Origin of the sequence: Streptomyces sp. NPDC058464 (genome assembly GCF_042721035.1) — a bacterium.
Classification (GTDB): Bacteria; Actinomycetota; Actinomycetes; order Streptomycetales; family Streptomycetaceae; genus Streptomyces.
In genome coordinates, this window is sequence record NZ_JBHXMA010000013.1 from 161213 (window position 1) to 175668 (window position 14456).

Genomic DNA, 14456 nt, shown 5'->3' on the forward strand with positions numbered 1-14456 from the left:
ACCCCGGCCCCTCAACAGGGCCGGGGTCCGCCTGCGCCGGTCAACGCGGCACTCCTGCGCGGGTCAACGCGGCACCGCGGCCGTCGCCCCGTCCAGCTCCCGCCGCCAGGACCGCACCGCCTCCTCCGACACCGACCCGCTCCAGCCGCCCGGCCGCGCCGCCCCGCCGATGTGGAAGGCGTCGATGCCCGCCGTGCGCAGCTCGGGCAGGTGATCCAGCCGTAGCCCTCCGCCCACCAGGAGCGTCTGCCCGTACCCCGGCTCACCGCGCCGCCGCGCCTCGGCCAGCAGCCTGGGCAGCCCCTCGTCCACGCCCTCCGCGGCTCCCGCCGTGAGGTAGGCGTCGAGGCCCGGCAGGTCGGCGAGCTGCTTGCGCAGGGCGTCCCGGTCCGCGGCCCGGTCGATGGCCCGGTGGAAGGTCCAGCGGCAGCCGTCCAGCGCGGCCACGACCCGCTCCACCGCGTCCACGTCCACCCCGCCGTCCACGTCCAGGAACCCGAGCACGAACTGGTCGGCCCCGGCGGCCCGCAGCTCCCCGGCCACCCCCACCAGGCGGTCGACGTCCCCCGCCGCGAACCCGTCGGCCAGCCGCAGCATCACACGCAGGTCGATGTCGACGGAGGCCCGGATCGCGGTGAAGGTCCGGGGCGACGGGGTCAGTCCGTCGGCCGCCATGTCGGTGACCAGTTCAAGGCGGTCCGCGCCTCCGGCCTGGGCGGCGACCGCGTCCTCGGCGTCGAGGGCGATCACCTCCAGGACTGCCCGCGTGCTCATAGGGCCCCTTCCATGGTGTTCCCCGTGTACCCCGCACACCCTCGCAAGAGGTCTAGTCCGGAGGTCTAGTCCAATCCAGGGTACGCGGGGAACACCGGGGGCCGCGAGACCGCCCCGGTCATACACCGTCCGGATTCAGCCGTAGAGGTTCAGCTCCGCCGCCTCCGCCCCCATCAGCTCGTACGGCGCCCCGTCCGCCGACCGCCCGGTGTACAGCCGTACGAGCGTCGCCGCGTCGCCCATGAAGCGGGCCGGGGTGCGGGTGCCGCTCGTCCCGCCCAGCTGCAGCGGCTCGTCCACGTCGTCCAGGTCCGCGTGGAGCCGCAGGTGCCCCCGCTGCCGGGTCACCCGGGCCAGCAGGGAAAGCGCGTGCGGCAGGCCCGCGCCCGTGTAGGCGCCGGGCTCCCCGAGGGTGTCGCGGACGTCACCGGCGTGCACCCACTCACCGAGGGCGATCCGGTCGAAGGCCCCGTCCGCCCGCCCCGCGATCACCTCGCCCGCCTCGGTCATCCCGCGCTCCAGCTCGTCGAGCACCCGGGCGTGCGTCCAGTCGGCGCGCTCGGCGATGTCCCGGTCGTTCGCCTCCGGCGAGAACACGCCCTTCTCGAAGCGGCCCTCCACCACCCGGATCAGCGCGGACGAACAGTGTGCGAGCACGTCCCGCACCGACCACCCCGGACAGGCCGCGGTCGGCAGCGCGAAGTCCGCGTCCGGCCGGGAGCGGAGGAGCGGGATCAGCGCGTCGCGCTCGACGGTGAGGAGACGTCCGGGAAGGAGGGGGTCGCGTACGTCAGCAGTAGTCATGCGTCCCAAGCTAGGGCGATGCCGGTGGCGGGCGGGAGAATGAGCGCATGGCCGATCTCGACGCCCTGCGCTCCCGCTGGCTGACCGCCTTCCTCAGGTCGCGGGACGACGACTCCTGCGCCCCCGACCCGTACCGGTACGCCGACGAACTGCTCCGCCGCTGGCAGGAGCCCCAGCGCCGGTACCACACGCTCACCCACCTCACCGCGGTCCTGGACCGCGTCGACGTACTGGAGGAGTACGCGGACGACCCGGACCTGGTCCGGCTCGCCGCCTGGTTCCACGACGCGGTGTACCTGCCGGACCGGTCGACGAACGAGGAGCGCTCGGCCCGCCTCGCCGAACGCGCCCTCCCCGAGGCCGGGATCTCCGCGGCGAGAACCGCCGAGGTCGCCCGCCTGGTCCGGCTCACCGTCAGCCACGACCCGGCCCCCGGCGACCGCAACGGCGAGGTCCTGTGCGACGCCGACCTCGCAATCCTCGCCGCCCCGCCCTCCGGGTACGCCGCCTACACCGCCGAGGTGCGCGAGGAGTACCACTTCGTCCCGGGCGGCGCCTTCCGCGCGGGCCGTTCCGCGATCCTGCGCCAACTCCTCGACCTGCCCCAGCTGTTCAGAACGCCGTACGGCCGGACCGAGTGGGAGCCGACCGCCCGCTACAACCTCGCCGCGGAGCTGGAAATGCTGTCGACCGCGGAGGATCCGGCGTCCTAGGGTGCGGCCCATGCGTGAAATGGGCGGGGATCAGACAGAAGAGGCCGTCGCCGGCTGTGTCGCGGCACTGCGGCCCGCGGTGGCGCGGAACTGGACGGAGGTGACCGCGGGCGGGCTGGACTGGAACGTCCACGAGACGGCGGTCCATGTCGCCGACGACCTCGTCGCGTACGCCGCCAATCTGGCCGGGCGCGCCCAGGACGCGTACGTGCCCTTCGAGCTCAAGCTCGACGACGGCACCGACAACTCCGGCCTGCTGCACGTCATCGAGACCACCGGCGGCCTGCTCGCCGCCACCGTCCGCACGACCCCGCGCACGGTCCGCGCCTTCCACCCGTACCCCTTCCGCAGCGCCGACCGCGTGGGCTTCGCCGGGATGGGGATCGCCGAAGTACTGCTCCACACGCACGACATGACCACGGGTCTGGGGCTCCCCTACCGGCCCGCCGAGGAGCTCGCCGAGTCCGTCCTCACCCACCTCTTCCCGCACGTGCAGCCCGGTCCGACGCCCTGGCGGACCCTGCTCTGGGCCACCGGCCGCGGCGAGCTGCCCGGCCGCGCCCCGGTCACCGGCTGGCGCTGGTACAACAACCTCGTCATCCCCGCCGAACGCCTCGACCTCGTCGGCATCCGCCCCGCCGAGGCCCGCGACCTGCGCCTCGGCGGCGACGGCGGTTTCGAGTGGGCCGAGGGCGGCCCGTACGAGGGCACCCGGGACGCCGCCGGCTTCCTCCTCAAGGCATACGAAGGGGGCGTGCTCCGGCCCGAGTTCGGCGTCTTCGCCCTGGTCCGCCGGGAGGACGGCCGGGCGATCGGCGGCATGGGCTTCCACTCCGCCCCCGACGAGGACGGCCGGGTGGAGATCGGCTACGACCTGACGGAGGCCGCCCGCGGCAACGGCTACGCGACGGAGGCCCTGCGCGCACTGGCCGGCTGGGCACTCGCCCGGGACGACGTACGGTCCCTGTTCGCGACGATAGAGGCGGCCAACACCCCGTCCCAGGCGGTCGTCACCCGCGCCGGGTTCGCCAGGGTGAGCGAGGACGAGGAGGGGCTGGCCTTCGAACTGGGAAAATAGGGCGCACGACAGAACCCGTTGTGCGCATCTCCGACCACAAAGTCCCCCGCTGGAACTAAAGTTGTCTCTCCAACAGAAGACTGGGAACGACTACGGCAGCGACCGCACGCCTGAGGGGGACGGGAACGGCATGAGCGAGCAGGCCTTGGATCGGGTCGGGGGAGCTGGGAACACCGCGGAGGACACCACGGTCCACGCTTTGGTCGACGGACGGACACTGCCCTTCTGGGTGACGGCCACCGAGGAGGACATCGCGCTGGCCGCCCAGGACAGCGACTCCATGGGCAGCCTGTTCAGCCGCGACGGCGACGCAGTCCTGCGCGCGGTGCCTCTCGGCCCGCTCCGCAAGAACTTGGCTGACGCCGTCGACGCCCTGCAGCAGATCTTCCAGGACGTAGCCGACCGCGGTGGCCCGCTCCCGCTCGCCGAGGCTCAGCTCTCCTTCCAGGTCACCGCTAGCGGAGGCATCCAGTTCGTCGGCTCTGGGCAGATGCAAGGCACCCGGAGCCTGACGCTGACGTTCAAGCGGCCCGCCTGAGCGGGCGCGCCGCCCATGCAGAAGTACAAGGCGCTGCTCATCGGGGCGAGCGACTACTCCGACAGCCCCAGCTTCGCGGACCTGCCCTTCGTCCGGGACGACCTGCAACGGCTGCGCGAGGCCCTGACCGGCCGTGACTTCCAAGCCGAAGTCTTCGAGCACCGGCGCGGCACCACGGCGGGCACGGTGCGCGGTGCCGTCGACAAGTTCCTCACCGCCGCGCGGCACGGCGACACGCTGCTCATTGTGGTGAGCGGGCACGGGCTCCACATCGAGGGCAAGGACTTCCTGGTACCCGAGGATGCACCCGACACGGATTCGTTCGCCGAGAACTGCATCGAGATCGGCTGGCACCAGCAGGTGGACCGCTGCCCCGCGGAACGCGTCGTGTTCCTGCTCGACACCTGCCGCGAAGGCATGGTGCGGGACACCAAGTCGATTGCCGGGATGCGACGTTGGAAACCCCCGGAGATCTTGACCGCCCTGCGCCGCAAGGTCGCCTACGTCCACGCCTGTGCGGCCCCCCAGTTCGCCCGGTTCATCAGGCAAACGGACGTCCTCCAACCCGGCTACGAGATGGGAACGCAACAAGGTGAGTCGTTCAGCATCTTCTCGCGCGCCGTCGCCGACGTGATCACCGCCGATCCGCACTCCCTGGGGCTGCGGGAGTTCTCTGTGTCGGTGCAGCAGCGGGTCGACGATTACTACCGGGCCTACGGCAAGACGAGCCCCCCGCAGCAGGTGAAGGTGACGTGCGAGACCGATGCCGACGGCAAGGACTTCCTCCTGCTGCCCGGTCTGGAACGGCGCGTCGAGATCCACCCGTGGGTGCGTGGGGTCGACGAATACCCATGGCACCGGACCACCGAGGGACCTGCCCGGGAGACCCTCCGAGAGGTCTGCCGGATCGTGGCGGACCGACTGGCCCGGACGTACGAGAAATCGGTCCGGACGCTGGCCAACGACCCCTGGCACGACGGCGAACTGGCCGCACGCACCCACAAGCGGCTCGGCTTCCTCGTCGGCCGACTCATCGACGGGGTGCCGCTGTCACCGACCGAGAGCGCGCTCGGTTATCTGTTTCCGCTGGTCACCCAAACTTTCTGGGCCCAGGAGGCGGCCCAGCGCGCCAACGTCCTCACGGCCGCGCCCACTCCCGACCAGGTTCGCTTCCACAAGTTCGCACAGGGGTTTCCCCGCCTCAAGCGACGACTGCTCGCGCTGGAGCACCAGAAGGCCGCCACCAGCTCAGCGGAGGAGAAGGAAGCCGCCCGTGCCTCCATAGAGCGCATTCACTGGTGGCTCTTCCACCGCTGGCTGATCCAGCAGCCGGAGTTGTACACGGCCGAGCGGCTGAAAGACCTCCTCGGTGATCTGACCTGCGGCGGCACCTACCCCCAGTGGGTCGTCGACGCGCTCTCCCCCGAACTCCTGATGCAGCTGGTGCGGGAGCACCGGGCCGCGCCATTCACCATGCGCCACTCAATCACCGACGCGGTGACACGCGGCCCCCGGCCGTCTCGGCAGGATCGGGTGGCCATCGCCGCCAGCACCCAAGCCGAGCAGGTGCTCCGCGCTCCGCTGGTCACTGCCCTCGTCAAGGCAGCACAGGCCATGGCGGTAGACCCGATGGACCTTCCGGAGATCGTCGTCGAGCACGTCGGGATCCCCGAGAGCGTAGACCTGGACCAGTTGCTGACCACCGTGCGCCACTCCGACTGGCAGGTCTCCGGGTTGGGCCGCTCCCTCAACGCAGTGTGCACGCACCCGGCAGTCCAGGTGGCTCTGCGCGAACACGCGGCGCGAGTCGACGCCCTGCTCCGCGACATTGACCGCGGCGACGACCCCGCCCTCGACCAGCTCCAGGGGCTCCCGCCCTACGCCGACGGCAGCCGGGTGCGTTCAGAAGGCACCCCCGACGAGTTCTCCGACGGCATCCGGTTCCAGCTCGCCGAGGACCGCGTCCAGGAACTCCTCATGGGCGAGGAGCTGTACGGCGACAGCAACCTGGCCGTCCGCGAGCTCTACCAGAACGCGCTGGACGCCGTCCGCTACCGTGACCGCCGCACGGAGTACCTGCGGCGCACCGGGGGCCCAGCGGACGACTGGGGAGGCGAGATCACCTTTACCCAGGGGGTCCGTCCCGATGGCCGACCGTATCTCGAATGCCGCGACAACGGCATCGGCATGGGCATCACCGAGCTGAGCACCGTCTTCTCCCAGGGCGGTGCCCGTTTCGTCGATCTTCCCGAGTACATCGAGGAACAGGCCGACTGGGAGGAGCTGCCGGAACCGAAGCTGCGCCTGTTCCCCAACTCACGCTTCGGCATCGGAGTTCTGAGCTACTTCATGCTGGCGGACGAGATCGTCGTAAGGACCTGCCGGATGGGGCGCGCGGACGGACGACCTCGTCGGCTGTTGCAGGTGACGATCGCGGGGCCGGGCAACTTCTTCAGGGTGGAGGACAAGGGGGAGGGCAGGCCGAAGGACATCGGGACGGTCGTCACGCTTCTCCTGAGAAAAGAACACCGGTCGGTCTCCTGTGTAGAGGCGTTGGGAAAGGTCCTGTGGGTGGCGCCGTATCAGACGGTGGCCACGCACGGGGCACGGACCCTGCGGTGGCCACCGGGCAAGCTCGCGCAGAGCGCCCTGGAGACATCCGGCTCCTACCAGTTGATCCGCAGGGGGCATAACGCCTGCGTGCCGTCGCAGGACCCTGATATCTGGTGGATCGAAGGTCGAGGCAACGTGCTGGCGGACGGCCTGTACACGGAAAGCGACAGCGTCAGTGTCTACGGTGCCATCGTCAACCTTCATGGCGAGAAGTCACCCGAGCTGGAGCTGACGGTGGACCGCAAGAAGCTGCGGTCCTTCAACGCGGAACAGGTGAGGGCACGCATGATCGCCGCCGTCCCCAGTCTCACGGAGTCCGAGTGCGGACTACCCAACCCCTCATGGCTGGAGGCCGCGGGCGACTGGTCCGTGCCCTTCGCCGATGCCGTCGCCGAACACATGCGGAACACGGACCTGTCCTGGCAGCTGGCGGACGACTGCTGCGCCCATTTCAGCCGACTGGGGTTCTTCCCACCGGACATCGACCTGCTGCCGCTGCTCACCGGTGACTACACAGATGCAGACCCGTCGATGTCCGCCTCGTTCTTCGCCAACTTCCCGCTCCCGGTGCTGCGCTGGCGTCTGCGGACCTTGTACCGGGCCGGCTTCGGCGGCCCCGTCTCCCTGCCGGAGTCGGACGGCACAGACCCGCTGTGCGCCCGTCCGTCGGATCTCGTCCTGTTGTGCAACCTGGCCCACTTCTCCAGCCGGGGCAGGCTGCACACCTACCCCAGCTGGAGCCTGACCCACAGAGGGTGGCTGAAGGGGCCACGGTCAACGTCCTTCTTCCACACCTCCGCCCCTTCCCAGCCACTCGCCGACACCGGCTGGACCAGCCTCGGTCTGCTGTTTCCCTGGCGAGATCCCGCAGTCCCTGTGAGCACCGCGGACCTCTTCGATATCAGCTCGGCGGTCGAACGAGCTCCGGCCGACGTCGCGGAGCGTCTGGCCGCCCTCGGATACCGCGTCGCGCCCCTGACCGACTGTTCGTCTGCGCGGTGGGAGGATCTGCCGCTCCTGCGTCCCCTCGGTAATCTGTCCGGTTGGCTGTCGCCCGGGGCGACGCTGAGCGCCCCCCAGATCGGCGTCAGCGCGGCGCAGGCCTCCTGGTCAACGGCAAACGCGGCTCAGCGACTCGGGGAACTGGGCTTCACGGTCTCCATGGACCACCCGGTCAAGGAGCAATGGACCAAGGAGGAGCGCAGCGTCGTCCAGGCGTTGTGGAGGTCATATGACACTCCGCCCTCCGCCGAGGAAGCGGTGCGGGTATCCGCAGTGCAGTTGCTGGAGGTGACACATCTGACGGACCTTCCCCTCCGTTTCGTCGCGGAACTCCTCTCGAACCTCGGTTTCTTGCTGCCCCCAAACGCCTCGGAATTCCCGGAACTGACCGACGACGACCGGGCCCTGATCGACAGCTCCGAGGTCCTCCTGGACCGGAAAGTCCCGCTCCGTTACGTGGTCGCTACCGCCCGCCGCCTCGACCGACCGGCCCGCGACCTCGCGGCGAGGCTCCGCGAACTCGGGTACCAGGTGACAGACGTGCCGGACGACGAACACTTGCCGACCTCAGAGGAGATCGCCCTCCTCGGCACGGAGTTCGCACTCGCGGACCTCGCCGACCCGGTGTCCCTGGAACAGGTAGTGGACGTCGCGAACCGTGCCCAGAGCTCCATGTCAGAGGCGGCGAACCGGCTCGCGTCCCTGGGCTACCAGTTCGGTTTCGATCCCACCGTCCTCGCACGTTTCAGGAAGCAGGACGTCGAGGCCATCTCACTCGGCGGCAGTCTCACTGGATCCTGGCCAGGCCCGGAAGAGGTCGGCCCGGTCTCCCTAGCAGCTCTCCACGCCGTCGTCGGACACACCGGTCAAACCACCGATGCCGTCACCGCCTCCCTCAAAGCCCTGGGTTTCGACATCACACCGACAACCGGAGCCTGGGCCAGGGAACGAGAGTGGGAAGCATACCTGCTCTCGTCACTGGACGAATCAGACGCCGAGCCGCTCGTCCAGGAACACTCCGCCCCTTCGCTCTCCCTTGTCGCATTGACAGTGGTGGCACTACGAGCTGGCAAGTCCCTCCGCGAAGTCGCCCTGAGAGCAACCGAGATGGGCATCGGCCACGAAGCCGAGACTTGGTTCATCCCGGCGCCGGAGGCGCCTGCCGCCCCTTCCGGCGCCGCAGCCCCGCCCCGTGCAGCAGCCGCACCACCTCGCGGCTGCTGACCTCCACGGCACCGGCCCGCACCGCGTCCGCGTAGCGGTGGGAGGGGATGTCGTAGTGGTCGCGCTCGAAGGCGCGGCGGAGCACGCCCATGCCCTCGGCGAAGGTGTGCAGTTCGGCGTACGAGACATCGCTGACCAGGTGGGACCACATCCGGCCGTGGCCCGGCCAGTTGGGCGGGTCGATGTACACCGTCATGAGAGCACCGTCACGAGTCCGCCGTCACGAGGACGGCTCCCCGCCCAGAGAGCCGCCCAGGGAACTGCTCAGGGAACCGACGGAGGCGACCTTCACGCCCGCCTTGTGGCACACCCAGTGCGGATCCGGGCCGAGTTCGGGTTCGACGTCCAGGGCGTGCGGGTCGCCGGAGCCGCACACCGGGCACAGCGGCCAGCGGCCGTACCGCTCCAGGAGCGCGTCCTGCACGTCCTGGGCCACCAGCCCCGCCACGTACTCCGCGCCGTCCGGCCACTGCTGGACCCACCAGCGCCGCTGTACGACGGAGTCCTCGACCAGCGAGACCACGTCCGCCTCGGCGACCTCGCCGGCGACGAGATCGGCGAGCACCAGGGCGCGCGCTGCGTGCAGCGCCTGTTCCAAGGGGCTTACGGGGTCCATGGTCCCATTGTGCGCGGTCTTGACCCGGCGACCGAAACGAAAATATCTTTCAAGGGTGGCCAAGGACGTGAAGGAAACTTTCAGCACCCGCGGACCCGGTGCCGCGCCGCCGGCCCCCGCCGCCCTCGCGGCCAAGGTGCGGACCCTCGCGCCCTCCATGACGCGTTCCATGCAGCGTGTCGCCGAGGCCGTCGCGGGCGACCCCGCCGGCTGCGCGGCCCTCACGGTCACCGGCCTCGCGGAGCTCACCGGCACCAGCGAGGCGACCGTGGTCCGCACCGCCCGGCTGCTCGGTTACCCCGGCTACCGCGACCTGCGGCTCGCCCTCGCCGGGCTCGCCGCGCAGCAGCAGTCGGGGCGGGCGCCCGCGATCACCACCGACATCGCCGTCGACGACCCGATCGCCGACGTCGTCGCGAAACTCGCCCACGACGAGCGGCAGACCCTCGCGGACACGGCGGCCGGCCTCGACACGGTGCAGCTGGGGGCCGCGGTGAGCGCGCTCGCCGGGGCGCGGCGGACCGACGTGTACGGCATCGGGGCGTCCGGGCTGGTCGCCCAGGACCTCACGCAGAAGCTGCTGCGGATAGGGCTGATAGCGCACGCCCACAGCGATCCGCATCTCGCGGTCACCAACGCGGTGCAGTTGCGGGCCGGGGACGTGGCGATAGCGATCACGCACTCCGGGTCGACCGGGGATGTCATAGAGCCGTTGCGGGCCGCCTTCGAGCGAGGGGCCACGACCGTCGCCATCACCGGGCGGCCGGGGTCCTCGGTGACGCAGTACGCCGACCATGTGCTGACGACGTCCACCTCGCGGGAGAGCGAGCTGCGGCCGGCGGCGATGTCGTCGCGGACCGGGCAGTTGCTGGTGGTGGACTGCCTGTTCGTGGGGGTGGCGCAGCGGACGTACGAGGCGGCGGCGCCGGCGTTGGCGGCGTCTTATGAGGCGTTGGCTCATCGGCATCGGAGTACGCCGAGGTAGACAGGCCGTAGGGCTGACTGTTGTGGGACGGCTGCGGGCCGGATGTGGCTGGTCGCGCCCGCGCGGCGGTAGCCGCAAATTGAACACAGCCCCGCGCCCCTGAGTAAGTGCACTCGTCCGCGTTGAAAAGAGCCGTATCCGAATGACCACCGAACACCGCGGTCTCCGCTCCGAGCTGGAGTCGCTCACCACCGAGGCCTTCCGGCCCGAGCTCGCCGAGATCGACACGCTGCCCACCCTCGACATCGCTCGGCTCATGAACGGTGAGGACGGCGGGGTCGCCGCCGCCGTGGCGCTGCGGCTGCCGCAGATCTCGGCCGCGATCGACGGCATCGCCGCCCGGATGGCCCAGGGCGGCCGGCTGGTCTACGCCGGGGCCGGTACCGCCGGGCGGCTCGGGATCCTGGACGCGTCCGAGTGCCCGCCCACCTTCAACACCCGCCCCGGTCAGGTCGTCGGGGTCATCGCGGGCGGGCCGGAGGCCATGGTCACGTCCGTGGAAGGGGCGGAGGACTCCGCCGAGCTGGCCCGCGCGGACCTCGACGCGCTCGGAATCGCCGCATCCGACTCCGTCGTCGGCATCTCGGCCTCCGGCCGCACCCCCTACGCCGTCGGCGCCGTCGAGCACGCCCGCGCCCTGGGCGCCCTGACCGTCGGCCTCTCCTGCAACGCGGGCAGCGCGCTCGCGGCCGCCGCCGAGCACGGGATCGAGGTCGTCGTCGGCCCCGAGCTGCTCACCGGCTCCACCCGCCTCAAGGCCGGCACCGCCCAGAAGCTCGTCCTCAACATGCTGTCGACGATCACGATGGTCCGGCTCGGCAAGACCTACGGGAACCTGATGGTCGACGTCCGCGCCTCGAACGAGAAGCTGCGGGCCCGTTCGCGGCGGATCGTGGCCCTCGCCACGGGCGCCCCGGACGAGGAGATCGAGGCGGCCCTCACCACCACCGGCGGGGAGGTGAAGAACGCCGTCCTGGTGATCCTGGCCGGTGTCGACGGGCCCACCGCAGCCCGCCTTCTGGAGGAGTCCGGGGGTCATCTGCGCGCGGCGCTCACCGCGACGGGCGGCTGACGCGCACGCTCGGGGGGTGCAGAGATCGTCGTACGACACCGCCACCGCGCTGCTGCCCCTGGTCGGCGGCCCCGGGAACGTCACCTCCGTCGCCCACTGCATGACCCGGCTCAGGGTGGGTCTGGCCGAACCCTCGCTCGTGGACGCGGAGGCGGTACGGGCCGTTCCGGGGGTGCTGGGGGTGGTGGCCGACGGGGACACCCTCCAGATCGTCATCGGGCCGGGGGCCGTGGTGACCGTGACCGCCGAGTTCGAGAAGCTGCTGTCCGCGCAGCGGCTCGCCGCCCGTGGGGCCGAGCTGCGGGCGGACCGCGCCCGGCGCAACGCGACCCCCGTCAAGACCGTCCTCCGCCGGGTGGCCGACGTCTTCGTGCCGCTCATCCCGGCCCTGATCGGCTGCGGGGTGCTGGCCGGCCTGGGCGGGCTCCTCGTCAACGCCGGCTGGCTGCCCTGGCTGACCCCCGCCCTCGCCGCCGTCGCCTCCGGCTTCATGGCTCTGATCAGCGTCTTCGTCGGCTACAACACGGCGAAGGTGTTCGGCGGGACGCCCGTCCTCGGGGGTGCGGTGGCGGCGATCGTGGTCTATCCGGGGGTCGCGAAGGTGACGGCCTTCGGAGTGGCGCTCGCCCCCGGTCAGGGCGGGGTCCTCGGGGCCCTGGCGGCGGCGCTGCTCGCGACGTACGTCGAACGGTGGTGCCGGGGCCGCGCCCCCGACGCCCTCGACGTGCTCCTCACCCCGACCGTCACCGTGCTCGTCGCGGGCCTCGCCACCCTCTACGGCCTCATGTACGCCGCCGGTCTCGTCTCCTCCGCCATCGGCACCGCGGCGAACTGGCTGCTCGCCACCACCGGCCCGCTCGCCGGCCTGGTCCTCGGCGGGCTCTTCCTCCCCCTCGTCATGCTGGGCCTGCACCAGGCCCTGATCCCCATCCACACCACCCTCATCCAGCAGCAGGGCTACACGGTCCTGCTCCCCCTCCTCGCCATGGCGGGCGCGGGCCAGGTGGGCGCGGCGATCGCCGTCTACGTCCGCCTCCGCCACGACACCGCACTCCGTACGACCATCAGGTCGGCGCTCCCGGCGGGCCTGCTGGGCGTCGGCGAGCCCCTCATCTACGGCGTCTCGCTCCCCCTCGGCCGCCCCTTCCTCACCGCGTGCGCGGGCGGGGCGGCGGGCGGCGCCTTCGTCGGCTTCTTCGCGGTGCTCGGCGACCGGGTGGGCGCCACCGCCATCGGCCCCTCGGGCTGGGCCCTGTTCCCGCTGCTCACGGGGAACAGGGGCCCGGCCGCGGCGGTGGCGATCTACGCGGGCGGCCTGCTGACCGGTTACGCGGTCGGCTTCCTGGCCACGTACATCGGGTTCAACGGCTCCGGTACCCCGGATGACCCGTCACCTCGGCGATCCAGCTGATGAAGTCACCGGGGTCGTTGTCGGCGCCGTGCCCGGCGTCCCAGTAGTACTTGATGTCGACGTCGTCGCCGAGGTTCTTCAGCCTGGCGGCGAGGTTGGCGGCGACGGTGAGCGAGGTGTCGCTGTCCTTCGTGCCGAGGCGGATCCACCAGTGCCGGGCCCGGTGCGGATTGACCTGCTGCGCCACGTGGTACATGGCGTTCATCTGGTCGAGCTTCTTCGGGATGTCGGCGTCGAGACGCGCGCTGTCGCCCTCGGCGTGCCGGAGGCTGTAGACGGTGAAGTGGCGGGTGGCGGTGGTGTCGGTGCCGAACTCGTTGCACTCCGGGGTCGACAGGTCGAAGGCGTCGAAGGCGGGCGCGCTCTTCCTGCGGGCGCCGACGTGGGTGAGGAAGTCCGCCCAGGAGAAGCCGGCGTTCGTGCCGTCCCAGGTGATGAAGGTGTTCGCGGCCAGGTAGGTGTCCCGGTCGGTGTCCGACAGCGCGGCCAGGTAGCGGGTGGCGGACGGCTGCAGGTGGGTGGTGACCAGGTACGCGTCGAGGTTGCGGTCGGTCAGCCGCCCGAAGCCGGGCGCGCTCAGCCGCAGCGCGGCGAGATAGCCGGTGAACTGCGCCTTCAGATCGGCGGAGACGGTCGCGTCGACGTTCGAACCGTCGGCGAGCGGGTTGCCGCCCCAGCACCACTCGTACGACATGTCGGAGTGTTCGAGGTCGGTGATCGGGCACCAGTCGCCGCTCGCGAACACCGCGTCACTCGTGTCGGCCGCGCCGAGGGCCGCCAGTTCCTCCGCGTACAGAGGGCTGTCGCCGGAGGAGCCGAGCAGAGCGGAGAGCGCACCACCCGCGCTCGTCCCGGCCGAGACGATCCGGTCCACGTCGCCCGGTATCAGCCCCCGGTTGAACTTCACGTACCGCACGGCGGCCTTGAGATCGACGATCGCGGCGGGCGCGCAGCCGTAGTAGACGCCGTTCGCGTCGACGAGAGTACGACCACGGGCCCCCGGCTCCACGACGACGTACCCGGCGAGCAGCGCCAGCATCGTACGGTTCGGCCCGCTGTCCCCGCCCCCGGGCCCACCCGGACCACCAGGCCCTCCCGGCCCGCCGGCACCCCCACCGCCCCCGATCCCGGTCGCGCTCGCCACCGACGAGGGCATGTAGCCACCCACGTTGTTGGCGAACAGGATCGGCGCATGGGTCGCGTCGGCGGCGACCCCGTCGACCGACACCGGAACGCTGACGTTGAGCCCCTGGTAGGTGGCGTCCACCGGGTTCGCCACATAGCTGCTGACCTTGAAGAAGTGGTAGGTCACCTCGTGGGCGGTGCCCGCGGTGTCGGTGATGCTGGTGGTCAGCTCGGTGTACGCGGTCGGGTCGAAGACCAGGGCGGAGTCCGTGCTCCCCTCACGGGTCGCGGCCTGCGCGACACCCGATCCGAACCCGACGGCCGGGACCGCAGCGGCCGCGGTGAGCCCCATGACCACAGTTCTGCGCTTCACTCGCTTCACTTCCGTCTCTTCTCCGGGCGGCTCATGCGGGCATGAGTGCAACAGCGGTTACTGAAGAGTTGCTGTGAAGTCGATGAGTTGCCGCCAGGATTGTTGACACCACCTGGTCAGGAGACAGC

At 70.9% G+C, this 14456-nt stretch carries 12 protein-coding genes; 7 read left to right on the forward strand and 5 right to left on the reverse strand.

Annotated features, from left to right (window positions below; translation table 11 throughout):
• Positions 1-63: 63 nt before the first annotated feature.
• Entirely contained in the window at positions 64-774 is a 711-nt protein-coding gene (locus ACFWPQ_RS19430) for a copper homeostasis protein CutC (protein ID WP_384035755.1), read from the reverse strand.
• A gap of 135 nt (positions 775-909) precedes the next feature.
• Positions 910-1578 carry a maleylpyruvate isomerase family mycothiol-dependent enzyme gene (locus ACFWPQ_RS19435; protein WP_384035758.1) on the reverse strand — a complete coding sequence of 223 codons (669 nt, stop codon included), beginning with the start codon at positions 1576-1578 and terminating at the stop codon, positions 910-912.
• Positions 1579-1625: 47 nt separating this feature from the next.
• Between ACFWPQ_RS19435 and ACFWPQ_RS19440 the strand changes: the two genes are divergently transcribed.
• From ACFWPQ_RS19440 to ACFWPQ_RS19455, 4 genes are all read left to right on the forward strand, one after another.
• On the forward strand, positions 1626-2291 hold the full coding sequence (locus ACFWPQ_RS19440) for a hypothetical protein (protein WP_384035761.1): 666 nt from the start codon (positions 1626-1628) through the stop codon (positions 2289-2291).
• A gap of 10 nt (positions 2292-2301) precedes the next feature.
• Positions 2302-3369, forward strand: a complete 1068-nt coding sequence (locus ACFWPQ_RS19445; protein WP_384035764.1) for a GNAT family N-acetyltransferase — start codon at positions 2302-2304, stop codon at positions 3367-3369.
• A 130-nt stretch (positions 3370-3499) separates the two neighbouring features.
• The gene (locus tag ACFWPQ_RS19450; RefSeq protein ID WP_384035767.1) at positions 3500-3907 is read left to right on the forward strand and encodes a hypothetical protein; all 408 of its coding nucleotides are present in this window, start codon (positions 3500-3502) and stop codon (positions 3905-3907) included.
• 15 nt (positions 3908-3922) lie between these two features.
• Entirely contained in the window at positions 3923-8746 is a 4824-nt protein-coding gene (locus ACFWPQ_RS19455) for a caspase family protein (RefSeq protein ID WP_384035770.1), read from the forward strand.
• Here ACFWPQ_RS19455 and ACFWPQ_RS19460 read toward each other — a convergent pair.
• Together ACFWPQ_RS19460 and ACFWPQ_RS19465 are read right to left on the reverse strand one after the other, a co-directional pair.
• Complete coding sequence (locus ACFWPQ_RS19460) at positions 8661-8942, reverse strand: DUF4031 domain-containing protein (RefSeq protein ID WP_384035773.1); 282 nt, start codon at positions 8940-8942, stop codon at positions 8661-8663. The two genes, ACFWPQ_RS19455 and ACFWPQ_RS19460, sit on opposite strands and share 86 nt — an antisense overlap.
• Positions 8943-8966: 24 nt before the next feature.
• Complete coding sequence (locus ACFWPQ_RS19465; protein ID WP_384035776.1) at positions 8967-9362, reverse strand: hypothetical protein; 396 nt, start codon at positions 9360-9362, stop codon at positions 8967-8969.
• 55 nt (positions 9363-9417) lie between these two features.
• On the opposite strand from ACFWPQ_RS19465, the gene ACFWPQ_RS19470 reads away from it, so the two are divergent.
• The 3 genes from ACFWPQ_RS19470 to ACFWPQ_RS19480 all read left to right on the forward strand — a co-directional run bounded on the left by ACFWPQ_RS19470 (position 9418) and on the right by ACFWPQ_RS19480 (position 12830).
• The gene (locus ACFWPQ_RS19470; RefSeq protein ID WP_384035778.1) at positions 9418-10347 is read left to right on the forward strand and encodes a MurR/RpiR family transcriptional regulator; all 930 of its coding nucleotides are present in this window, start codon (positions 9418-9420) and stop codon (positions 10345-10347) included.
• Positions 10348-10489: 142 nt separating this feature from the next.
• Positions 10490-11419: an N-acetylmuramic acid 6-phosphate etherase gene (gene murQ, locus ACFWPQ_RS19475; RefSeq protein WP_384035781.1), complete on the forward strand. Its 930-nt coding sequence runs from the start codon at positions 10490-10492 to the stop codon at positions 11417-11419.
• Between the two features lie 16 nt (positions 11420-11435).
• The gene (locus ACFWPQ_RS19480) at positions 11436-12830 is read left to right on the forward strand and encodes a PTS transporter subunit EIIC (protein ID WP_384035784.1); all 1395 of its coding nucleotides are present in this window, start codon (positions 11436-11438) and stop codon (positions 12828-12830) included.
• On the opposite strand, the gene ACFWPQ_RS19485 is transcribed toward ACFWPQ_RS19480, so the two are convergent.
• Complete coding sequence (locus ACFWPQ_RS19485) at positions 12781-14307, reverse strand: subtype B tannase (RefSeq protein WP_384035936.1); 1527 nt, start codon at positions 14305-14307, stop codon at positions 12781-12783. The genes ACFWPQ_RS19480 and ACFWPQ_RS19485 overlap by 50 nt on opposite strands.
• Between the last annotated feature and the right edge of the window lie 149 nt (positions 14308-14456).